This is a genomic window from Flagellimonas crocea (genome assembly GCF_033441595.1).
GTDB lineage: Bacteria > Bacteroidota > Bacteroidia > Flavobacteriales > Flavobacteriaceae > Flagellimonas > Flagellimonas crocea.
Genome location: NZ_JAUZVX010000001.1, coordinates 726,684 through 748,436, shown reverse-complemented (window position 1 = coordinate 748,436; position 21,753 = coordinate 726,684). Strand labels below are relative to the sequence as shown.

The 21,753-nt window shown below is 42.4% G+C and carries 19 protein-coding genes and 1 other RNA gene; 7 read left to right on the top strand and 13 right to left on the bottom strand.

The window, feature by feature from the left end; genetic code table 11:
- Positions 1-62: 62 nt before the first annotated feature.
- Entirely contained in the window at positions 63-2,663 is a 2,601-nt protein-coding gene (clpB, locus tag SD449_RS03435; RefSeq protein WP_207033205.1) for an ATP-dependent chaperone ClpB, read from the bottom strand.
- A gap of 143 nt (positions 2,664-2,806) precedes the next feature.
- Between clpB and ytxJ the strand changes: the two genes are divergently transcribed.
- Positions 2,807-3,190 (top strand): bacillithiol system redox-active protein YtxJ, encoded by a 384-nt coding sequence (ytxJ, locus tag SD449_RS03430; RefSeq protein WP_207033206.1) that lies wholly within the window; start codon positions 2,807-2,809, stop codon positions 3,188-3,190.
- 77 nt (positions 3,191-3,267) lie between these two features.
- On the opposite strand, the gene SD449_RS03425 is transcribed toward ytxJ, so the two are convergent.
- On the bottom strand, positions 3,268-4,452 hold the full coding sequence (locus SD449_RS03425) for a hypothetical protein (protein ID WP_318308749.1): 1,185 nt from the start codon (positions 4,450-4,452) through the stop codon (positions 3,268-3,270).
- 250 nt (positions 4,453-4,702) lie between these two features.
- On the opposite strand from SD449_RS03425, the gene glyA reads away from it, so the two are divergent.
- On the top strand, positions 4,703-5,977 hold the full coding sequence (gene glyA / locus SD449_RS03420; protein ID WP_318308748.1) for a serine hydroxymethyltransferase: 1,275 nt from the start codon (positions 4,703-4,705) through the stop codon (positions 5,975-5,977).
- 18 nt (positions 5,978-5,995) lie between these two features.
- Here glyA and SD449_RS03415 read toward each other — a convergent pair whose 3' ends face one another.
- From SD449_RS03415 to SD449_RS03380, 8 genes are all read right to left on the bottom strand, one after another.
- Positions 5,996-6,658, bottom strand: a complete 663-nt coding sequence (locus SD449_RS03415) for a hypothetical protein (RefSeq protein ID WP_318308747.1) — start codon at positions 6,656-6,658, stop codon at positions 5,996-5,998.
- Between the two features lie 174 nt (positions 6,659-6,832).
- Positions 6,833-7,501 carry a response regulator gene (locus tag SD449_RS03410; RefSeq protein ID WP_318308745.1) on the bottom strand — a complete coding sequence of 223 codons (669 nt, stop codon included), beginning with the start codon at positions 7,499-7,501 and terminating at the stop codon, positions 6,833-6,835.
- Positions 7,502-7,529: 28 nt separating this feature from the next.
- Positions 7,530-9,614, bottom strand: coding sequence for a tetratricopeptide repeat-containing sensor histidine kinase (locus SD449_RS03405; RefSeq protein ID WP_318308743.1), 2,085 nt, complete (start codon positions 9,612-9,614; stop codon positions 7,530-7,532).
- 81 nt (positions 9,615-9,695) lie between these two features.
- On the bottom strand, positions 9,696-9,923 hold the full coding sequence (locus SD449_RS03400; RefSeq protein WP_318308741.1) for a hypothetical protein: 228 nt from the start codon (positions 9,921-9,923) through the stop codon (positions 9,696-9,698).
- A gap of 23 nt (positions 9,924-9,946) precedes the next feature.
- Complete coding sequence (locus SD449_RS03395) at positions 9,947-10,117, bottom strand: hypothetical protein (RefSeq protein ID WP_318308740.1); 171 nt, start codon at positions 10,115-10,117, stop codon at positions 9,947-9,949.
- 138 nt (positions 10,118-10,255) lie between these two features.
- Positions 10,256-10,990 carry a LytR/AlgR family response regulator transcription factor gene (locus SD449_RS03390; RefSeq protein WP_318308739.1) on the bottom strand — a complete coding sequence of 245 codons (735 nt, stop codon included), beginning with the start codon at positions 10,988-10,990 and terminating at the stop codon, positions 10,256-10,258.
- 431 nt (positions 10,991-11,421) lie between these two features.
- The gene (locus tag SD449_RS03385) at positions 11,422-11,811 is read right to left on the bottom strand and encodes an acyl-CoA thioesterase (protein ID WP_318308738.1); all 390 of its coding nucleotides are present in this window, start codon (positions 11,809-11,811) and stop codon (positions 11,422-11,424) included.
- Positions 11,811-12,854: a glutaminyl-peptide cyclotransferase gene (locus tag SD449_RS03380; RefSeq protein WP_318308737.1), complete on the bottom strand. Its 1,044-nt coding sequence runs from the start codon at positions 12,852-12,854 to the stop codon at positions 11,811-11,813. Before SD449_RS03380 ends, SD449_RS03385 begins: the two co-directional genes overlap by 1 nt.
- Positions 12,855-12,952: 98 nt before the next feature.
- Between SD449_RS03380 and ffs the strand changes: the two genes are divergently transcribed.
- The 3 genes from ffs to fsa all read left to right on the top strand — a co-directional run bounded on the left by ffs (position 12,953) and on the right by fsa (position 14,580).
- An RNA gene (gene ffs, locus SD449_RS03375) (signal recognition particle sRNA small type) lies at positions 12,953-13,051 on the top strand.
- A gap of 24 nt (positions 13,052-13,075) precedes the next feature.
- A complete protein-coding gene (locus SD449_RS03370; protein ID WP_318308736.1) occupies positions 13,076-13,885 on the top strand; it encodes an SDR family oxidoreductase in 810 nt (269 codons plus the stop codon).
- A 38-nt stretch (positions 13,886-13,923) separates the two neighbouring features.
- On the top strand, positions 13,924-14,580 hold the full coding sequence (gene fsa / locus SD449_RS03365) for a fructose-6-phosphate aldolase (RefSeq protein WP_318308735.1): 657 nt from the start codon (positions 13,924-13,926) through the stop codon (positions 14,578-14,580).
- Positions 14,581-14,633: 53 nt separating this feature from the next.
- Here fsa and SD449_RS03360 read toward each other — a convergent pair whose 3' ends face one another.
- Positions 14,634-16,022: a TlpA family protein disulfide reductase gene (locus tag SD449_RS03360; protein WP_318308734.1), complete on the bottom strand. Its 1,389-nt coding sequence runs from the start codon at positions 16,020-16,022 to the stop codon at positions 14,634-14,636.
- 172 nt (positions 16,023-16,194) lie between these two features.
- Between SD449_RS03360 and SD449_RS03355 the strand changes: the two genes are divergently transcribed.
- Entirely contained in the window at positions 16,195-17,823 is a 1,629-nt protein-coding gene (locus tag SD449_RS03355) for an ABC-F family ATP-binding cassette domain-containing protein (protein WP_318308733.1), read from the top strand.
- Here SD449_RS03355 and SD449_RS03350 read toward each other — a convergent pair.
- The gene (locus tag SD449_RS03350) at positions 17,820-18,539 is read right to left on the bottom strand and encodes a hypothetical protein (protein WP_318308731.1); all 720 of its coding nucleotides are present in this window, start codon (positions 18,537-18,539) and stop codon (positions 17,820-17,822) included. The two genes, SD449_RS03355 and SD449_RS03350, sit on opposite strands and share 4 nt — an antisense overlap.
- Before the next feature lie 209 nt (positions 18,540-18,748).
- On the opposite strand from SD449_RS03350, the gene SD449_RS03345 reads away from it, so the two are divergent.
- A complete protein-coding gene (locus SD449_RS03345) occupies positions 18,749-19,276 on the top strand; it encodes a fasciclin domain-containing protein (RefSeq protein ID WP_318308729.1) in 528 nt (175 codons plus the stop codon).
- Here the strand turns inward: SD449_RS03345 and pheT are convergent, their stop codons facing one another.
- Complete coding sequence (gene pheT, locus SD449_RS03340) at positions 19,277-21,688, bottom strand: phenylalanine--tRNA ligase subunit beta (protein ID WP_318308727.1); 2,412 nt, start codon at positions 21,686-21,688, stop codon at positions 19,277-19,279.
- Between the last annotated feature and the right edge of the window lie 65 nt (positions 21,689-21,753).

Below are 21,753 nucleotides of genomic sequence, written 5' to 3'. Positions count from 1 at the left end.
ATAAAAATCCCCTCCCGAGAAGTTAGGGGAGGGGATTTCATGACTGAAATTTATTTGGAGAATTATTCTACCAATTCATCTTGATTTCTGAACACCAATTGATCGTCAAAGGAATCCAAGAGCACTATGCTATCGGAGGTTATTTTTCCTGACAACAACTCTTTGGAAAGGTTGTTCAAGACCTCTTTCTGAATCAATCGTTTAACAGGTCGAGCACCATATTGAGGGTCGAAACCTTTTGCGGCCAAGTAGGCAATGGCTTCTTCGGTCGCATCGAGGGTAATGTTTTGCTTGCCCAACATTTTCTTCAAGTTTTCCAATTGCAATCCCACAATATCCTTGATGTCCGATTTGCTCAATGGTGCAAACATGATGATGTCATCAATACGGTTGAGGAACTCGGGCCTGATGGTTTTGCGAAGCAATCCCAGCACTTCTACCCTTGCTGCCTCGGAAGCACTTTCCACATCTACGGCATCTTCAAACTTCTCCTGAATGATGTGGCTTCCCATATTACTCGTCATAATAATGATGGAATTCTTGAAATCCGCTACGCGACCTTTGTTATCGGTCAACCTACCTTCGTCCAACACCTGTAACAGTATGTTGAAGGTATCAGGATGTGCTTTTTCAATCTCATCCAACAAGATGACGGAATAGGGTTTCCTTCTCACGGCTTCGGTCAACTGACCTCCCTCATCATAACCCACATATCCTGGAGGCGCACCTACCAATCGGCTTACGGAGTGGCGCTCTTGGTATTCGCTCATATCTATCCGTGTGATGGCATTTTCATCATCGAACAGATAGGCGGCCAAGGTTTTGGCCAGCTCGGTCTTACCTACACCAGTTGTACCCAAGAATAGGAACGAACCGATGGGCTTTTTGGCGTCCTGCAATCCCGCCCTGCTTCTTCGGATGGCATCGGATACCGCGATAATCGCCTCATCTTGACCTACTACGCGTTTGTGCAGTACATCTTCCAGTTTCAGGAGTTTTTCCCGTTCGCTCTGCATCATCTTGTTCACGGGAATGCCTGTCCACTTGGCAACCACTTCGGCAATGTCCTCATAAGTGACTTCCTCTTTGATCAAAGTGCCCGCAGTTTGCTGCTCTGCCAACTCATCTTGAAGTTTTTCCAATCGTTCTTGGGCCTCTTTTATTTTGCCGTAGCGCAATTCGGCCACTTTTCCGTAATCGCCGTTTCGCTCGGCACGTTCTGCTTCAAGCTTATAGTTTTCAATGTCCTCTTTTGTTTTTTGGATGTTGTCCACCACGGTTTTTTCACTTTCCCATTTGGCAAATATCTCGTTACGTTCTTCTTTAAGATTGGCGAGATCCAAATTCAACGTTTTCAATTTGGAAGTGTCGTTTTCCCTTTTGATGGCCTCCAACTCAATCTCCAACTGCATTATCCTACGGTCGAGCACATCCAATTCCTCGGGTTTGGAGTTGATTTCCATGCGAAGTTTGGAAGCGGCCTCATCCATAAGGTCAATGGCCTTGTCTGGCAAGAATCTATTGGTAATATAGCGTTGTGATAACTCCACGGCACCAATTACAGCTTCGTCCTTGATGCGGACCTTATGGTGTGCCTCATATTTTTCCTTGATTCCCCTAAGGATGGAAATGGCACTCTCGGTATCGGGCTCGTCCACCATCACTTTTTGGAATCGACGCTCCAAGGCTTTATCCTTTTCAAAATATTTTTGGTACTCGTCCAATGTAGTGGCACCAATGGCCCTCAATTCGCCACGGGCCAAAGCAGGCTTCAGGATGTTTGCGGCATCCATCGCCCCTTGTCCGCCACCTGCACCCACCAAGGTGTGGATCTCATCAATAAAGAGCACAATGTTTCCATCCGATGAGGTTACCTCTTTGATTACGGCTTTCAAGCGTTCCTCGAACTCACCTTTGTATTTTGCCCCTGCGATAAGCGCACCCATATCCAAAGAATAAATGACTTTATCCTTCAGGTTTTCGGGTACATCCCCTTGAATGATTCGATGTGCCAAGCCTTCGGCAATAGCGGTTTTACCCACACCAGGTTCACCCACCAACATGGGGTTGTTCTTGGTGCGTCTGGACAAAATCTGCAAAACCCTACGGATTTCCTCGTCCCGACCGATTACGGGGTCCAATTTGCCACTATCGGCCATTTGGTTGAGGTTATTCGCATATTTATCCAAGGAGTTATAGGTTTCCTCTGCGCTTTGTGAAGTCACCTTACCGCCTTTGCGTAGTTCTTCAATGGCTGCTTTCAAATCTTTTTCGGTCACTCCCTGATCCTTTAGGATTTGGGCGATTTTACTTTTGGATTTGAAAATGGCCAATAATAGGTGTTCAACGGAAACGTATTCATCGCCCATGTTTTTGGCCACGATGCTCGCTTCGTTGACGGTTTTTCCAGCTTCTCTGGAAAGCATGATTTCCCCTCCCGATACTTTTGAAAAGCTCTGCAGTTCCTTGTCCAATATTTGGTTGATGAGATTGGTATTGACGTTCAATTTTTTCAAAATGAAAGGCAGCACGTTTTCATCGACCTCGGCGATGGCCTTGAACAAGTGTTCGTTTTCTATTTGTTGATGCCCAAATTCTTGGGCCAATTGCTGGGCCCTTTGAATGGCTTCCTGTGATTTTATGGTAAAATTATTAAAGTTCATTGCTGTTGTTTTTCTAAAGGAATGTCAACAATCCTACCAATACAGGTTTACGGTCAAAATGTCTTGAAAAACCAACAATAGCAAGACATTTCGTCAGTTGTAAGCTTTTTGGTCGCTCCCGACTTATCCTGTAAATTTGTATTATGGGAATATTTGACAGCGTCTTCGGAAAGAAAGAGAAAAAGGAAAAGAAAGCATTGCCTTGGATTACATTGGAATCCGTTGCCCAATTGGAGGAAATCGTGAAAAAATCAAAAAACAAATCCCAAGTCATCTACAAGCATTCCAGTACTTGTGGAATCAGTAGGATGGTTTTGGGTATGTTCACCGATTCTTTTGATATGGAAACGGATGTTGACCTATATTTTTTAACGATACAGAACCACAGGGATGTGTCCAACACCATAGCGGATAAATTTGAGGTTAGGCACGAGTCACCCCAATTATTGGTAATCAAAAACGGGGAGGTGGTTTTTCACACTTCGCACGGGGCCATTTCGGAAATGGACTTTACAAAGTATTTATAAAAAAAAGAAGTTCATGTCAGTTCGAGCGCAGTCGAGATGTTTTAAGTTCTCGACTAAGCTCGATGTGACACAATCTTTTAGTTAAATTGATATTTTGAGACGATGCTCTTCAGCCGAAGTTTAAGGTCCTCACCTGCATCGTAGACCATTTGTTCGTTGGAAGGGAAAGGTACTTCCCTTGCGTTCAGGTACAACATTAAATCGTCTTCCAAAGCTCTTTTATCACCTTGGTAATTGGCGAAAATATGTTCGAACAAGAACTCACTGGATAAAGGGTAGGAGTTGATTACCTGCCCGTTCCGTAAATCCGTGAAACTAACCTTAGCGCCGATTTGTGCGGTTTTGGTCTGTGTAAACTGAAACAATTTACAGGTTACCGTGCGCATTTTGTCAATTTTTATCTTATTGCCTAAACTGTCCTTTACCACATTGCCTTCTTGGTCCAAAAGATATTCCCAGCCATCTTTGATCTGTCTTTCCTTGATCACTTGTGTTTCGTTGATCCTTTCCGGCGACACGTTGATTTCCATAAAATCAAGGTTCATCGCGTAATCATATTTTACATTGGCCAATGGACTGGTATGGTATTGCAGCCAAAAATTATCGATGCCAAAGGCATTAAAATCCAAAAGTTCGGATTCCAAACGCTCTGGAATGATCTGCTGTGTTTGGTTGGAGATATCCACCCTTACGAATTCCAGTCCTTTATTATAGGCTTCATCCATTTTGGATACTGTTTCCCTATACCCCGGATTTATTTCCTGTAAATATTTCAGATCATCATAGGCAGCTCTGTAATCCGCTTTGTATTTGGCCGATGCCAACAGATTGGAAGCGTTTTGGTACAGATGTTCGGAAAGATCATCCTTAGTGTTCAAAATGCTGTTGTCGTAGTCCACAAAATTGAACTCGGCGTTTCTTCGTTCATCGTTAATGTACAATGGCAGCAATGGCCTGATCCGTTGTTGGATTTGTTTTAGCTGCAGGTATTTGTTGTAGATGGTCTCCAAGTTGGCCGGGTTCCCATCATTTTGAAGAAAAGCAATTTCCTGCTGTTCCCTAGCGGTATTTTTGGCAAATGCTTCTTCCAAAAGGATAATGTATTCCTGATGCCCTTTCTTGGTCTTGTTTTCTGCCAGGTTTTTTATGGCCTTGTTCATTGCGGCCGAATAATTTCCTGTGTTAATGGCTTCCTGCGTCTTTTTGACACCGCCACATGCGGCAAAGACTAAAATCGCGGTTAAGAGTAAAAGTTTTTTCATACTGGTCAACTTTATTGGTTGTATTTGGGAATTCAATAGCTGTGCCAAAAATCCACAATCTATAAACGAAAAAGAAAGTCTGCTAGTATATTTCTTCGTAAAGCCTAGATATATATTGGTCTTCCAAAGGTTTTGTTTTTCACATAATTGTTAATTTCTGTTTGATAAAATTCAAGGGTACTTCCTTTTTTTTACGGATAAATCCATGTTCAATTTGTAATTTTACACCCTTAAATCAAACAAAGGGCAAATGCAACGAGACCATAAAGTTTTTGAACTGATAGCGCAAGAAAAGGAAAGACAGACTCACGGGATAGAATTGATAGCTTCCGAGAATTTTGTAAGTCCACAAGTAATGGAAGCCGCCGGCTCTGTTCTTACCAATAAATACGCTGAGGGATACCCAGGGAAGCGCTATTATGGAGGTTGCGAAGTGGTGGACCAAGTGGAACAATTGGCGATAGACCGTGCCAAGGAACTTTTTGGGGCAGTTTATGCCAACGTTCAGCCACATTCGGGTTCTCAGGCCAATGCTTCCGTTTATCATGCCTGTCTTAACGCGGGAGATAAAATTTTAGGTTTCGATTTATCGCATGGGGGACACTTGACGCACGGTTCGCCCGTGAATTTCTCCGGAAAATTGTACAATCCCGTTTTTTATGGAGTGGATGAGGAAACAGGTTTGTTGAACTATGATAAAATCCAAGAGATTGCGGACAAGGAAAAACCCAAATTGATCATTGCGGGTGCTTCTGCATATTCCAGGGATATGGATTTTAAACGTTTTCGCGAGATTGCCGATAGTGTCGGAGCGATTTTGTTGGCGGATATTTCGCATCCATCTGGGTTGATTGCCAAAGGAATTTTGAGCGATCCCATACCACATTGCCATATTGTTACCACTACTACCCACAAGACGCTACGTGGCCCACGCGGTGGATTGATTTTGATGGGAGAGGATTTTGATAACCCGTTCGGTATCAAACTGAAGAACGGAAACTTGCGGAAAATGTCCGCCCTTTTGGATTTGGCTGTATTCCCAGGAAACCAAGGAGGTCCATTGGAGCATATTATTGCGGCCAAGGCGGTTGCTTTTGGCGAGGCGCTTTCCGATGATTTTCTTCATTATATGGTTCAGGTGAAAAAGAACGCCGAAGCTATGGCCAAGGCTTTTATGGATAGGGATTACAAAGTAATTTCCGGTGGAACGGACAACCACATGATGTTGATCGATCTGCGGAACAAGGACATTACCGGTAAAGATGCCGAAAAGGTGTTGGAGCAAGCGGATATCACGGCCAATAAAAACATGGTCCCTTTTGATGACAAATCGCCTTTCATCACTTCCGGGATACGTTTTGGGACCTCTGCGATAACTACACGGGGTCTAAAAGAGAGCGACATGGAGACGATTGTTGGTTTTATCGATGAGATCATCACCGATCCCGAGAACCAGGACAAAGTGGCCCAAATAAAACAAAAGGTCAACGATTTGATGAAATCGCGACCTCTGTTCAGTGCTTAGTAATTGCTAGGGGGTAAGTTATTCCAAGAGAAAAATATTCTCTTCGTATAATTTCTTCTTTTCAAGTGAATAGATCAATGCTTCGTGCTCTGGGCCTTTGTCAAAATAAAGTCCCCAATAATTAAAGTAACTATAGTTTGTATTGATTTTGACGGAGCTTATTTCCAAGGATATGTCCTCAAAAACGGGCACAAATATCTCATAGGGCATTTCGGTCAATCCTTTGGTGAAATAAATGAAGTGTCGGCTTAGCGTCGTTAATATATTGCCGATGTGCTCCGAAATACTTTTGTGGTACAGTCTGGAAATTATGATCGATGTATCCGTAAAATGCATCGATATTTCCATAATATCGGCGGGGTAGGTACTTTTTTCGTTCAAGCTGTCCAAAGCGTTGGTCACGGACAGTGAAATGTCTTCTCCGCTTTCTTGGGTAAAACCATCACTGCTCCAATCTCCATTGTTAAAATGTCTGAGACAATCGGCTATTCCAAAATTGAAATCAAGCTCTACGATCAAATTTAGCCTATTTTCTATGATATCTTGTTTGCAACGCAGCTTGGCGGTGGCAAAAAAATATCTTTCCAAAGCTTTAAGGAAATCGTCCAAACCCTCTGTGGCCTCAAAAACTTTTGGGCCTCGAGGGTTTCGTTTACTATTGTATTCATCCGAGAACGCCATGTTTATTGAATTCTAATTTTCTTTCAACATAAAGTTAGGACGAATCTTTTGGACAGCATTGTAGTTTACCCTTAAAAATTCTGGGGTTTTTCCCTTGTTTGTAGGATTTGTAGGATTCAATTGGTTTAAAAAGCCTACAAAAGGAATGTTGAAGTATTTCCCAAAGTGTTTCGCCTAAATAAAGCCCCTATTCTTTGCGGCCAATATCAAGGCAAGATCGTTCTCGTTTTCTGTTCCGAACAAGGTTTTCAAATGTCGTTTTCTGTTCTCGATGGAGGAGGGGGAAAGCCTTATGAATTTCTCTAGGTCCTTGTTTTTGGTTCCCTTGGAAAGATGATAGAGTATTTGTTTGTCCTTTTCGTCAATCTCAATATCGTTGGCCATCTTTTTTCTGATGGCCCCAAGTGCCTTGGAGGAATAATAGGGCGGGTCGGTCATTATGGTCTTCACCGCATCTTCCAAGGTTTTGGGGTCAATGTCCGTTTTTACCAAATACCCATCGGGATCCACTGATTTTAAAATACTGTTGATCCTAAAATTATCACTAAAAGAGGACATGAAAACTATTTTGCTTTCCGGTACAATTTTTCTGGCGAGCAATCCTAGGTCCTCCCCGGTATACGGTTGATCCTCGTTCGGTGCAAACAATTGCACGTCCAAGAACAAAATATCGTAGGCAAAGGTGTTGACGGAATCCTCTATAAGTTTTTTTCCGGCCTCATACGAGGTGGCTGTGTCCACAATTATATTGTGGTCATCGAACTTCATGCCCTCGAGTATGAACTTGTACCCGAGCATGGTCATCTCATGATCATCAATTGCGAGTATTCTCAGTGTTTTCATTGTAGGTTCTATTAGTATGTTTGGGGGATTAAGCATTTAAAACATTTGTTTCTTCGGGAATTTTGGCTTCCACGTACTTGGCGGGAATGGTCACGTTTATAGCGGTCCCTTTTCCTAGCTGGCTCGTTATATCCAAAGCGCCCTTTATTTTTTTGACCCTGGATATAATATTTTTAAGGCCGATACCTTTCTTTTTTCTAGAGGTGTCAAATCCTACACCATCGTCTTGAATAATAAGTTTCAATTTGTCATCCATGGTTTGGAACGAAATGGATACATTTTTGCTCTTTGCGTGTTTCACACAGTTTTTAAGTGCTTCTTGAATGATACGGTAGGCATTGATCTTTATATCGCCCAACAGGTTGTCCCAAGGCACCTTGCTGTCGTAGGTAAAGGTGCAGGAAATACCTGAGGATTTTTGGATGCCGTCGATCATATTTTCCAGCGATACGATAAAATTATGAAATTTTTCATAGGACGAATGGTTCAGTTCATGGGAAATGGTGCGTATTTCCTCTTCAACATCCCTGAGTTTTTCAATGAGGGTCGCCCGTTGTTCCACGGAGGCTTGGTCTTCACGTTCGTTGAGCCCTCCCAATATCAAACGGATGCCCAGCATCTCGCCCAGGATACCATCATGAAGTTCCTCCGAGATACGCTTTTGCTCCAATTGCTTGCCTTCTTCAAACTTACCTTGCTGGGAGAGCATGAGGTTGTAAATTTCTTGATTGCTCTCCTGCTGCTTTTGTTTGAATTTTAAACGGTTGTTGCTCACATATAGGGAAATGATGACCATGGCCGTGATACTAAACAGGATGATGAGCAAAAAGGCACCCGCCCACAATTCCTTTTCCTTCATTAAGATCTGGTTTTCCTCGATAATATCGTCCGTTTCCATTCGGATTCGAGCAAATTTGTCCCTTTTGGTGCGTTCTTCTTCTTTGATGGCCTCATTGAGCTGGTAGTATTCGCTAAAATAGTTGTTCGAATTTTTGGGGTCCAATGTGTTCAGCAAACGTAGCGCATCCAGAGAGCGGTCGTTGTTATAGGTTTCCGTAGCAATGGCGTAAGACTCTTTCGCCTGTGCAATGGCCTTAGTGGTATCGCCTTTGGCGGCCAAAATTTCAGAATAGAAATAATTGAGCCGGGCCCTATCCTGTAAATCTCCTGATTCGGAATTGACCTCAAAAGCTTCATCGATAAGCTCTTCGGCCTTTTCAATGTTACCATCAGCTTTTAAAAAAGAATAAGCCAGACTTCCAAGTGCTTTTTCATAGATGCCTGGTGATTTTTCTTCCAAGTCTTTGTCAGTGAGTAAGACCGAATAGGCTTCTTTTGCCTTTTCAAAATCTTCACTGTTCAAATATATACTTGCAATATTGTTTTGGTTCAACCAACCCAGTTGTGTTTTATTGGAAACATTGGATTTGTTTAGGTATTCTCTGGCTTTCTCGTAGGATTCCCTAGCTTTTTTTGGGTCTCCCATACCGCTGGCCAAAACACCCAACACATTGTAACAATTATAGAGCCTGTAATCGTCGCCCAGATCATCAAAGATTTCTATGGCGGTGGTAGTGCTGATTTCACCTCCCAAATAATCCTTATAAGAATCCTGTATTCTGGACATATTATATAACATTCTTGCTTTTAAGGATTTAGAAGTGGAATCTACAGGTAATTGCTCAAAGTTATCCAAAGCCTTATTGTAATAGTAGAATGCACTGTCCAAAACACCATTGGATTGCAGAAAAGCAGCTAAATCCCAATTGGAGTATCCCAATGTTTGGTTCAGCTTTTTTTCCTTCGAGTTATCACGCAATACCGCATTGGATTTTCGAAACCCTATGGAATCCCCGATTCTTTTATAGGCCAAGGATATTTTGGACAATTCATCTAATTGAATGGAATCATTTTCAATACCATTCAATTGGGTTTCGGCAATTTTTAAGTAGGTAATTTGGTCCTCAATAGACAATTCCTTTGCTGTTTTCACCAAATTGACCAATTGCTGAATCGAATCTATTTGGGGATTGGAAATGGATTCATTGTGCTTGTTCTGCTTTGTACATCCCCATAGAAGCATAAGAATAAATATGTAGGCTCTGTTCTTCAAAATAATAATGGTTAATGTATAACCAAGTTAACAAAAAAGCCCCAAATTCGTTGAAATTTGAGGCTCTGTTATATGGAGTTTCTACAGAACACGCTGGTCATTAAAGCTGTCGTCCAACCTATTCAATATTTTGTTGTCAATTCCTAACCGTATTCTTTGTTCAAAATCAGGTTTTTTTGATGATGAGAAGCCATTTGATTTCTTATAATTTTCAGATTCTTTAGGTATCCTTATTTCATCTCCATGGCCTAAGAATAAACAAAAAAATAGAAGAACATATAAGGTGCTATTCTGTAAAATTTCTTTCATTAAAGACTTATTTGTATAACCTGTTAATCGTCTCCACGGTCATCAGGATTGATGATTTCACCATCAGTTGCGCTCTCGTCCAATTGCAGTTGTTGGAACATGGCCTCTGTGTCTTGTACATCGGTCTCGGTTTCACAGGAGTAGAATCCAGTGGTCAATAATGCTAAAGCGAAAATGCTAAGTACTTTTTTCATAATAGGGGGTGTTAAGTATAAATATTAGGTTTATACTGCTAAAGTATCAGGCATTTCGGATGTTGGGCGTTTTTTTGGAGAGGGGTTAGTGTACGTACCCTATCTGCAAGAATTTTACGGAAATCTGCAAGAATTTTGCTAATTAAGTGCCTTTGTGGCCGTTTTGGAGAGCTTTTCTTTCAGCTGGTCGATCTTGTCCTTATAGGTTTTGGAAAAGGGCAGTTCCTCTTCCTCTCCACAGTTGAGGCTACAAATGGACTTGCCATAATTGATACGGGAAACATACCTGCTGTTGAGAATGTAGCTCTGGTGCACGCGGATAAAATCCTTGGGCAATTTTCCCTCGAATGACTTTAATGTCTTGAATGCACTGATCACACTACCATCTTTCATAAAAAAATCGGTGGTGTTGTTGTCGGATTTCAGGTAAAGAATGTTCTTGGTGTCCAAATAGCGATAATCCTTGTAGGATTTAAGGCAAATGGTGGACGGGGAATCCTGTTTGGGGTGCAGTTTTCTTAACCGCAGTATGGTTTTTCTGATATCAAATTCATTGTGCGGCAAGATCCAATAATCAAAAAAGCCGCTCTTAATGGCATTGTAGGCATACTTTTTTGATTTGGCATAACCTATTATTAGGGGAAGGCTCTGCATGTATTGGTTGAGTTCCATCACCATTTGGAAGTAGTCCATGCCATTTTCCCCAAGGTTGATCAGCACCAGGTCCGGATTGTATTTTAATATGGAATTTAGTCCCGCCGTAGCGTTGACATCCACCCCTGCACATACCAAATCTTCATACTCCTCCAAATAAAGCTGTAACTGAAGCTTTGAGGACGCATTCGAGTCGATAATGTTGTACGTGTATTCCATGTGCAATTTGCTGAATGCAAGTTACTAACGCACAAAAAAATCTCATTGCAGTTTTCCCTTAAAAAAACTAGGGGTTTCTTCCTAAAACGGGTTATTTTCTTACAATTTTCCATAAAAAATCGTTAAAACGAAATTTCTACCCACCCTTTCAAAGATTTTCAAGGCGGTCAATTACAGAACATAACCCGCAAAAAAGCCAAAGCTTTTGAACTGCGGAATTAAGAAAAACATTGTGTGTCAGGAATGGTAAGTTTGTGTTTGGTTGGTTAAAATTTGGTTTGGTCTACCACTATAATACGACATGTGTGGAATGCATCAAAATTTTGCTCTCCGCTTTTTGGATTTTTGGCTCAATATTCGACGAACTGCACGGGAAGTGGCCAACAAAGAAGAAAAAAACAGGTTTTAAGGCGCTGTGGACCGCTTTGGAACTACATAAAAATAGCCTCAACCTCTTTGGGAACTCTTTTGGGACGAAGGGATTTTGCATCCAAAAGGCACCATTCGGTGATGGCCTTTACCAGGATTTCGTCCGTAGCGTTGTCCCGTATTTCCACCACACGTATGGAAATGGGCCCTTGATTGCTCTGGATATAGGTGTGCAATTTTATGGTATCGCCCAATAGTGCTGACTTGTGATAGGTAATATTATGGTTCCGGACCACCCAGATGAGCGATTTCCTGATTTCGTCGGTAGTGGCCTTCGTCCAGTGTTTTTTGGAAATATCCTGGATCCATTCCACATATCTAATGTTGTTGACATGGTTCAGTTCGTCCAGATCCTCGGGTACAACATCAAAAACTTCGGTATAGTCCTTCATCAGTCCTTTTTAAGGATTTTCACCTCGAAAACCTTGTCCCAGTTTTTACCTGTCACAAAGAATGTTTCCCGTTCAGGATGATAGGCCACTCCGTTCAGTACCGAATTTCCCTCGTCCCATTCAGGACCCTTGTTCACTTTGCTCTTTAGTCCTCCAAAGTTGATGACCCCTTCAATGGCACCGGATGAAGCATCAATGATCATCATGCTCTCTTTCTGGTATACATTGGCATATATTTTACCGTTCACATATTCCAGTTCGTTGGCACGGTTGAATATGGATTTGTTGGTGGCCGTTTCTATATATCCTTGTTCTTCCAAGGTTTCTGGATCCAAAAACCAAATTTTTTCGGTGCCGTCGCTCTTAAAGATCTTTTTGCCATCATTACAGAGCCCCCATCCTTCGCGGCTTTTACCATAGGTAAAGTTCTTTATTTTTTCCAGATTGGAAATATTGTACACATAGCCCATACCGCTCTGCCACGTAAGTTGGTACAATTTATCGTCCATTATAGTGATGCCTTCCCCAAATACGGAAGCATCCATATCTATTCGCTGAAGCACTTCGCCGGTTTCAAAATTTACTCTTCGAACCGTTGAGGCACCCTTTTTACCTGTACTCTCATACAAGGTGCCGTTGTGAAACTCCAAACCTTGGGTGTAGGCACCGGTATCGTGGGGATAGCTGTTTATAATTTCATACGTATAAACTTCTGGGGCGGCATCCGCCAGCAACCTAAAATCTTTTTCCACCTCCACGACATGTTCCTCGATATTGAATTTGGCGACCAAGGTCTTGTTGCCCAATGTGGGCAGGTCCATGGTCAATTTGCCATTTTCAACGGGCATTTCCTTTCCGTCGATATAATACTGCAGGTCCGAGATCTCGATATCCTTTTTATTGTTCAGTGCGACACCCACTTGTTGGTTTTGCTGTATGGATTTGTTTTCCAGTTGAATGGAAAAATGTTTGGCGGGGTCTGCACTTCCGCCACAGGCCAAAAAGAAGAGCAGTGCGCCGGTTATGGAAAAAAGTTTGCCCATTGTTCGTAATGCTTGTATCATAAATCGTTGATCGTAAAACTCCGAAATTAAGAATGAATTGGGATTGTCACAAATTTAAAAGGTCGTATATTTGCAACCGGCAAGTCCTACACGACCAGCTCCTGCAGAATCCCCCAGGGCGGGAACGCAGCAAGGGTATGTGGTCGTAGCGGTGCGATGTAGGTAGCTTGCCTTTTTTTGTACCCAAAAATCAGATGATCATGGATAAAAAAATTGTACTGATCACCGGCGGTTCTTCAGGTATTGGTAAATCCATCGGAAACTATTTGACCCAAAAGGGATTTACCGTTTATGGTACAACCCGCAATCCAAAAAACTATCCAAACTTTAAGGATTTTGAGCTTATCCAATTGGATGTGAAGCATGTAGAGAGCATTCAAAAAGCGGTTTCCCATGTTATTTCCAAAGAAGGCAGATTGGATGTATTGATCAACAATGCGGGCGTGGGCATCACAGGGCCCATTGAAGAAACCCCTCACGAAGAGATTCTCCATGTTTTTGATACCAATTTTCATGGTCCCGTACATGTAATTAAGGCCGTTTTACCTCAAATGCGCAAGCAGGGAAGTGGAGCCATCATCAACATTACCTCTATTGCAGGCTATATGGGATTGCCCTTTCGCGGTTTCTACTCAGCCACCAAAGGTGCTTTGGGACTTATTACCGAAGCCCTGCGGATGGAAACCAAGGATTTTGGGATTACCATAACCAATGTGGCCCCCGGTGATTTTGCCACAAATATAGCTTCGGGCAGGTACCATTCGCCCGTGATCAAGGGTTCTGCCTACGAAGAAAAGTATGGTCAAACCCTAAAAGGAATAGATGAGGATGTAGATAGTGGGGGAGACCCGATCCAAGTGGCCGAGGCCGTTTACAGGATCATCAATCAGAGAAAACCTAGGGTGCATAATCCGGTCGGGGCATTTTTACAAAAGTTTTCCCTTAGGTTAAAGAAGATTTTACCGGACAAAGTCTACGAAAAATTGCTCCTCAACCATTATAAGTTGTAATTTTACACTTATTAGCAAACCATTATAAATACTTAGAAATGAAGTTTTTTATTGATACTGCCAACCTTGACCAAATTAAGGAAGCCCAAGAACTGGGCGTGTTGGATGGCGTGACCACCAACCCTTCCCTAATGGCGAAAGAAGGTATTACAGGAAAGGATAATATTTTAAAACACTATGTGGATATCTGCAATATTGTGGATGGCGATGTTTCTGCCGAAGTAGTGGCCACCGATTTTGATGGAATGGTCAAAGAAGGAGAGGAACTGGCCGAACTGCACGAGCAAATTGTGGTGAAGGTCCCTATGATCAAGGATGGTGTAAAAGCATTGAAATATTTTTCGGATAAGGGCATTCGTACCAACTGTACTTTGGTATTCTCACCAGGTCAGGCGTTATTGGCCGCCAAAGCGGGAGCCTCCTACGTATCTCCTTTCTTGGGGAGATTGGACGATATTTCCACCGACGGTCTCAACTTGATCGCCGAGATCCGTTTGATCTACGATAACTACGGGTTCGAAACTGAAATATTGGCCGCATCCATCCGTCACACCATGCACGTGATCGATTGTGCCAAACTTGGGGCAGATGTTATGACAGGACCATTGTCATCCATTGATGGATTGTTGAAGCACCCATTGACCGATATTGGATTGGCGAAGTTTTTGGAAGATTACAAAAAAGGAAATTCCTAAACTCGGTACCGAATTGAAATACAAAGGCCCTGAATGAAAATTCGGGGCTTTTTTTATAAAGAAGTGTAAAGGTTGGCGAAGCCATCGACCACAACAGTGTCCTTCGCAATAACGCATTTGTTGAGTCCGTCAATAATCATGGCCATCTGAAGCTGTTTAAAATCCTCTCCGTAGAAATGTTTGCTCTTGTCAAGTTTATACTCTTCCATGAGCTGTTTCCACTGAGCGTGGCTGGTCCTAAGGTTGATGCCTACAAAATTGTGATTGGGGTGTTTCTTTTCCAGTAGGGCAATATGCTTGCTTACGTTGATAAAGTGTTTTTTCTGGGCAGCGGTCCAAAAATAGAATACGGTATTTTCCTTATCGTTCGCCAAATCTCTCAAAGAAATATAATTGTCCCCAAAATCCTTCACGTTGATATCAGGAACGGCGGTATTGGGCTGTAAATTTTTGATGCCATTGTACAGCAGGTCAATTTCCTCCTTGTGTTCTGGATTGGTGGATAGCGTTTTGAACTTATCGATGAACGCAATGGATTCCTCATCGGGATGATGTTCCCAGATTAAATAGTCCACGGCCACGTTCCTGAATAGATTGTTCCTGAGCTCTTCCTCTACGATTATGCTATCTACCAGGGCCAGCTTATGGTTGTTGAAATGCAGGCGATCGTTTACCGGTTTTTTATTGTCGGAGCAGTTTTCCAGGCAGGTCATGTAGGATAGGTTGCCGACATGCCATTTCATAAAATCAAAATATGGCTTCAAATAGGTGAGTTCCTTATTATCTACATCTATGTTTTTCCAAAAACTATAGAAGGAATCCGGAAGCTTATGAAGAGTTTCCTCTCCGGTTTCCTTTTTGTGGTAGAAGGGATATTTTTCTTTATTGATATAGGTGTTGTAATCCACGGAGGCCTTTGCCATGGCGAGCGAGCTCGGAGAAAGTTCTCCATCCACATTCAACTCGTTCAGCATTTTTACCTTGAGTGAATGTAAGGAATCAATTTTTTTACTGAAAATCTCAGGGGCGAGGCCGTAATAGCTCTTTACCAAAGGTTTTTCCCTTTCATATTCCAAGAAAACCTCCATTAAAAAGTTGTTTATCTCGCTTCCCTTTCCTGAGTATACAAGGGATTCATCAAACTCAACGGTGTTCAATCTTGCCAAAAGACTGTCGCCTTTGCTTAAATATACATATTGAAGTTCCGGGGTATGGTCAAAATGATAAAGCCCATCATCAATGTTTTCCAAAGTAAAGGCGAACCTATTTTTGTCATCGAGCTTTACGGAGTCCACATAAGTATCATTGTGATAAAGCACCACATAATCGCTGGTCGGATTTACAATTTCGCCACCGAAAAATACAGAGGAACCGTTTTCTGGAGAATCAGAGCACGATACAATAAAAGATGTTAAGGTGAGGCCGAGTAAAAATCTTACCATATACAGGGAACGATTCATTTGACTACCAAAAATAAGCAACCCTGTAAGCTAAACTTGTTAAGGGCTAGTTAAATGTTGTTAAACGGTGATTTTCCATCGTTTAAATATGCGCGCTTAAATTAGAATTACGAATCGTATTTAGCTATTTTTGCCAAAAATTAAAGATAGTTGCATGTTATCAGTATCGAATTTATCCGTACAGTTTGGCAAAAGAGTTTTGTTCGATGAGGTTAACGTAACCTTTGCCTATGGCAATTGTTATGGAATTATTGGCGCCAACGGAGCCGGAAAATCCACATTTTTAAAAATATTGTCCGGTCAGATGGACCCAACTTCGGGCCATGTACATTTGGAGCCTGGAAAAAGGATGTCCATTTTGGAGCAGAACCACAATGCCTATGATGAGTATCCGGTCTTGGAAACCGTGGTGATGGGAAACCAACCGCTTTTTAAGATCAAGAAAGAAATCGATGCACTTTATGCAGATTATACGGACGAGAATGCCGAAAAAATAGGGGAGCTTCAGGTACAGTTCGAAGAAATGAACGGATGGAACGCCGATAGTGATGCAGCAGCCATGCTTTCCAACCTTGGTATTACAGAGGATCTGCACTATACCAATATGGGCGATATGGATTCCAAATTGAAGGTTCGGGTTCTTTTGGCACAGGCACTGTTCGGAAATCCGGATGTGCTGATCATGGATGAGCCTACCAACGACCTGGATTATGAGACCATCAACTGGTTGGAGAATTTCTTGGCGAACTACGACAATACCGTAATCGTAGTTTCCCACGATAGGCACTTTTTGGATGCCGTATGTACTACTATTGCCGATATCGATTTTGGAAAAATAAACTTGTTCTCCGGGAACTATACCTTTTGGTACGAGAGCAGCCAATTAGCGGCGCGACAAAGAGCCCAACAGAACAAAAAGGCCGAGGAAAAGGCCAAGGAACTTCAAGAGTTTATTCTAAGGTTCAGTGCCAACGTTGCAAAAAGCAAGCAGGCCACCTCACGTAAAAAAATGCTGGACAAGCTTAAAGTGGAAGATATCAAACCATCAAGTAGGAGGTACCCTGCCATTATATTTGACCGTGAGCGTGAAGCCGGGGACCAAATCTTGAACGTAGAAAAACTTACGGCCACCTCGGAAGATGGCGAGCTGTTGTTCAAAGATGTGAACATCAATTTGGCCAAAGGCGATAAAGTGGCCATCCTGTCCAAGGATTCACGTGCCACTACGGCCTTCTACGATATCATTGCCGATAAAATAAAGCCGGACAGCGGTAAGTTCCAATGGGGAGTGACCACCACGCAATCGTATTTGCCGGCGGATAACTCATCATTTTTCCAAGATAACGTAAACCTTGTGGACTGGTTGCGCCAATGGGCAAAGACCGAAGAAGAAAGAGAGGAAGTTTACATTCGTGGATTTTTGGGGAAAATGCTGTTCAGTGGAGAAGAGGCCCTTAAAAAATGTACCGTACTTTCCGGAGGGGAAAAAGTCCGTTGTATGCTTAGCCGAATGATGATGCTCCGCGCCAACGTTCTTATGTTGGACGAACCCACCAACCATTTGGATTTGGAAAGTATTACCGCGTTCAACAACTCGTTGAAGAATTTTAAGGGAACCATTTTGCTTACCACGCACGACCACGAGTTTGTGAACACCGTGGCCAACAGAATCATAGAGCTGACCCCAAGTGGCGCCATTGATCGCTATTTGAGCTTTGACGACTACATGTCCGATAAGTCCATCAAGGAACAACGTGATAAAATGTACGCCGTTACCGCCTAGGCATTAAAATATTTGCTTTTCCAAATAACGGGGTTAAAGTTTTTACCGAGTGCAAATCCGTAGAAAATTACAATGGAGGCGATACTCTTGAACATAAAAAAGTAAATGATCCAAAATTCTGCGGTGGAGCTCTTTTTGGAGAACAAACCTTCGGGTACCATAAGCGTGACCAAATAGCTTGCCAAAAGTACCACAAGGGCTAAATTGGCCACATTTTTAAAGGGCCATGCAAACAATCTGCGCATGGGGTGCAGGTCATTGCCCCACTTGTGTATCAAGTAGAAATAATCGTTTCCGATGGGAGCAAAGAGCAAAGGATCGTCCTTATCTTCCAATTTGAACAATTTGGACGGGGCCATGATCTTGAACCCATTGATTGTGATGTCATGTGCGGCCTCCAAATGTTTGATTTTTGAAATGGCCGACTGTGGAATCTTGCCCTTAAAATAGGAACTGTCCAAAAAGCGAAGTCTATAATCGATACAAATTTCTTTGATTTGATCAATGTGATAGATTTTATCACTTTCCAAGAGTTCAAATTGAAAATCGTTGGAGAGGGCCCCATTTTTTCTAGCGAGTTCATGGGAGATTGCCTTTTCTTTGCGGGAATCCTCCTTCAATATGCGCTCGACTTCAGCTAAAATTTCATCACCGTTCCCTCTCTTTTTCTTGATGGTTCGTAGCTTTTGCTCAATGTTGGTTCCTTTCAAAATCATGCTTTTTTTTAGTAATCTACTCAAATTTAAGGATTTGAATTTTCGATACTGACATTTGTCATAAAAACACAATGTTAAGTTTTTGTTAAATGAAATTTTGGAAGCGGAAATAAGCACAGATGTCATCAAAAAAGATGTATCTTATCGAAGTTTTTGGTAGTTAATCGTATAATCATACTAAAGCTCAAGCCCTAAATTTGATCAACCACATGAACACCCCCGTAACCAAAATCTTGTTAGGTCTTTTCTTTGCATTTTCCATATGCGCCAAATCCCAAAACACTTCCAATGCCCTTACCTACACAGGCCAGTTGGACAATCATAAAATCTTGTTGAGTGCAGTAAACGCCACAGAGTTGGGCATATTGCTACAAAAATCCGGACCTTTTACCATTTTTGCGCCTTCGGATGCGGCTTTTGAAAAATTTTCGAATAATAAAATTGCAGAGCTTATACAGGCGGAGGACAAAAGTGCCCTAAAATCTTTATTGTCCTACCACATTGTGGCGGGCCAATTGACAGCATCACGTATGTTGCGCGCGATTGGAAGGGGCAATGGCAAAGCCAGCTTCACGACCGTACAGGGCAAAAAGTTGACGGCACACTTGGATGGTTATGACATTGTGCTCACCGACCCTGTTGGTAATACGGCAAGAATCACCGCAGCCGATCTTAACCTGGAAAATGAGGGCGTTGTGCACGAAATTGACAGTGTTATCCTGCCCACGCAAATGTAATTAGCGAAGTTCCGCTCCCAATTCACTTTGATACTGGGCCAATAGTTTGCCCATGATCTTATCGATTTGTTTGTCCGTCAAGGTTTTCTTTTCATCCATCAAGGTAAAACTGACCGCATAGGATTTTTTGCCCTCAGGAAGATTTTTACCGGTATACACATCGAATAAATTTACTTTCTTGAGCAACTTTTTCTCTGTGTTCCAGGCAATATCGTACACTTTTTGGAAAGACACGGAGTCATCCAGTAACAAAGCAAAATCCCTGGTCACTTCCGGGAACTTGGGTATTTCCTTGAAAGATACATTTGTGGTGCTGATGAGTTCTAGAATTCCGTCCCAGTCCAAATCGGCATAAAAGACCTCTTGTTTAATGTCAAATCTTTTTAGAGCGTTCTTGCTTACCAGACCTAATGACGCCAAAACGGTATCATCTTTCACGTAGGACATTCCTTCCGCAAAATCAGCATCGGATAAAGGTTTGGTGTCCATATCACGAAGTCCCAAACGCTCAAAAACATTCTCCACGATACCTTTTAGATAGAAGAACTCAGATTTTCTAGAAGCAATGGCCCAACTGCTTTGGTTGCGGTCTCCGGATATAAAAATGGACAAATGTCTTTTTTCACTGTACTGGCCATCCAATTTGTGATAGGTTTTACCGAATTCAAACAGTTTCAGGTCTATTTTCTGCCTATTGTGGTTATAGCTGACGGTTTGAAGCCCGGAGTGCAACATGGATGTTCTCAGCACCGAAAGGTCGGAACTCAATGGATTTAGCATTTGAACCGCACTGGAATCACTAGAGGTAATATCCGCGGAAACAAGACTATTGGTCATTATTTCAAAGAAACCTTTGGCCGCCAAGGTATTACCGATAACATCTTGGATCCTGTGATTTTCAAATCTGGACGACTTGGCAATAGACGCGTTTAGTTTTTCCTTGAAATCGATGTTGTTATATCCGTAAACTCGTAGAATCTCTTCGATGACATCGACTTCTCGGGTAACATCCACCCGATACGTTGGAATGGTAAGGCCCAAACCTGATTCGGTCACGTTGTTGATGCGTATTTCCAACGAAGACAAGATCGATTTTATCGTATCTCTTGGGATTTCCTGCCCGATCAATGAGTTGATTTTGTTGAACGTCAAGAAAACCTGTCTTTCTTGCGGCTTTTTAGGGAACAGGTCAACGATTTCAGAACTGATATAGCCTCCCGCAATTTCCCGTATCAAAAGCGCGGCCCTTTTAAGGGCATATTTGGTCATATTGATATCGATGCCTCTTTCAAAACGGAAGGATGCATCGGTATTGAGTCCGTGTCTTTTTGCGGTTTTTCTTATGGAAACCGAGTCAAAATAGGCGCTTTCCAAGAATATGGAGGTCGTATGCTCTGTAACTCCGGAATGGAGGCCTCCAAAAACTCCCGCGATACACATGGGGCTGTCGGCATCACAGATCATAAGGTCATCTTCGTGCAATTCCCTTTCTACTCCATCCAATGTGGTGAATTTGGTTCCTGTCGGCAAGGTTTTGACCTCTACCTTACTGCCTTTGACCTTTGCGGCATCAAACGCGTGCAACGGCTGTCCCAATTCGTGGAGTACGTAGTTGGTAACATCGACCACATTGTTAATGGGTGCCAAACCAATGGACTTTAAACGATTTTTTAGCCAATCCGGCGATTCCTGAACAATCAGGTTGCTGATGGTAACCCCGCAATATCTTGGTGCCAAATCGTTCTCCATCACTTCCACATCAATCTTTAAGGATCTGTTGTCTATGGAAAAGTTACTGGTCGATGGGGTCACCAATTCCTTTTGGATCTCTTTTTGTTCCAAACCGGCCTTTAGGTCGCGTGCCACACCAAAATGGCTCATGGCATCTGCGCGGTTAGGGGTAAGGCCTATTTCGAAAACCTCATCATTCTCAATTTCAAAAACCTTGGAACATGGTGTCCCGGGCTCCAGTTCCGCGTTCAGGACCATAATCCCATCGTGGCTATCACCAAGGCCTATTTCATCTTCGGCACAGATCATTCCCTGACTTACTTCGCCGCGGATCTTTCCTTTTTTGATCATCCAAGCCTCGCCTTCTTTGGTGTAAAGTGTGGTACCTACCGTTGCCACGGGAACTTTTTGTCCAGCTGCTACGTTGGGCGCACCACAAACAATCTGTAAAGGCTCCTCCTGTCCAATATCGACCGTGGTAAGCTTTAGCCTGTCCGCATTTGGGTGACTTTCGCAAGTCAGCACATGTCCGACTACAATACCTTTCAATCCACCCTTAACTGATTCAAATTGTGATATTCCCTCAACTTCAAGGCCCAAATCTGTTAAAAGTTCACCTGTTTTTTGAGAATCCCAATCAATTTGCAAAAATTGCTTCAACCAGTTATAAGAAATCTTCATACCCCAATTTTAGAGGGCACAAATATATAACAATAGGGGAACAGATTCAACGATTATAACGACGT

Bases quoted from the DNA above. Each gene is read 5' to 3' on its own strand.
- SD449_RS03360 (WP_318308734.1), bottom strand. From the start codon at position 16,022: ATGGTAAGATTTTTACTCGGCCTCACCTTAACATCTTTTATTGTATCG.
- SD449_RS03355 (WP_318308733.1), top strand. From the start codon at position 16,195: ATGTTATCAGTATCGAATTTATCCGTACAGTTTGGCAAAAGAGTTTTG.
- SD449_RS03345 (WP_318308729.1), top strand. From the start codon at position 18,749: ATGAACACCCCCGTAACCAAAATCTTGTTAGGTCTTTTCTTTGCATTT.
- glyA (WP_318308748.1), top strand. From the start codon at position 4,703: ATGCAACGAGACCATAAAGTTTTTGAACTGATAGCGCAAGAAAAGGAA.
- fsa (WP_318308735.1), top strand. From the start codon at position 13,924: ATGAAGTTTTTTATTGATACTGCCAACCTTGACCAAATTAAGGAAGCC.
- SD449_RS03410 (WP_318308745.1), bottom strand. From the start codon at position 7,501: ATGAAAACACTGAGAATACTCGCAATTGATGATCATGAGATGACCATG.
- SD449_RS03395 (WP_318308740.1), bottom strand. From the start codon at position 10,117: ATGAAAAAAGTACTTAGCATTTTCGCTTTAGCATTATTGACCACTGGA.
- ytxJ (WP_207033206.1), top strand. From the start codon at position 2,807: ATGGGAATATTTGACAGCGTCTTCGGAAAGAAAGAGAAAAAGGAAAAG.
- SD449_RS03385 (WP_318308738.1), bottom strand. From the start codon at position 11,811: ATGAAGGACTATACCGAAGTTTTTGATGTTGTACCCGAGGATCTGGAC.
- SD449_RS03415 (WP_318308747.1), bottom strand. From the start codon at position 6,658: ATGGCGTTCTCGGATGAATACAATAGTAAACGAAACCCTCGAGGCCCA.
- SD449_RS03380 (WP_318308737.1), bottom strand. From the start codon at position 12,854: ATGGGCAAACTTTTTTCCATAACCGGCGCACTGCTCTTCTTTTTGGCC.
- pheT (WP_318308727.1), bottom strand. From the start codon at position 21,688: ATGAAGATTTCTTATAACTGGTTGAAGCAATTTTTGCAAATTGATTGG.
- clpB (WP_207033205.1), bottom strand. From the start codon at position 2,663: ATGAACTTTAATAATTTTACCATAAAATCACAGGAAGCCATTCAAAGG.
- SD449_RS03350 (WP_318308731.1), bottom strand. From the start codon at position 18,539: ATGATTTTGAAAGGAACCAACATTGAGCAAAAGCTACGAACCATCAAG.
- SD449_RS03370 (WP_318308736.1), top strand. From the start codon at position 13,076: ATGGATAAAAAAATTGTACTGATCACCGGCGGTTCTTCAGGTATTGGT.
- SD449_RS03390 (WP_318308739.1), bottom strand. From the start codon at position 10,990: ATGGAATACACGTACAACATTATCGACTCGAATGCGTCCTCAAAGCTT.
- SD449_RS03400 (WP_318308741.1), bottom strand. From the start codon at position 9,923: ATGAAAGAAATTTTACAGAATAGCACCTTATATGTTCTTCTATTTTTT.
- SD449_RS03425 (WP_318308749.1), bottom strand. From the start codon at position 4,452: ATGAAAAAACTTTTACTCTTAACCGCGATTTTAGTCTTTGCCGCATGT.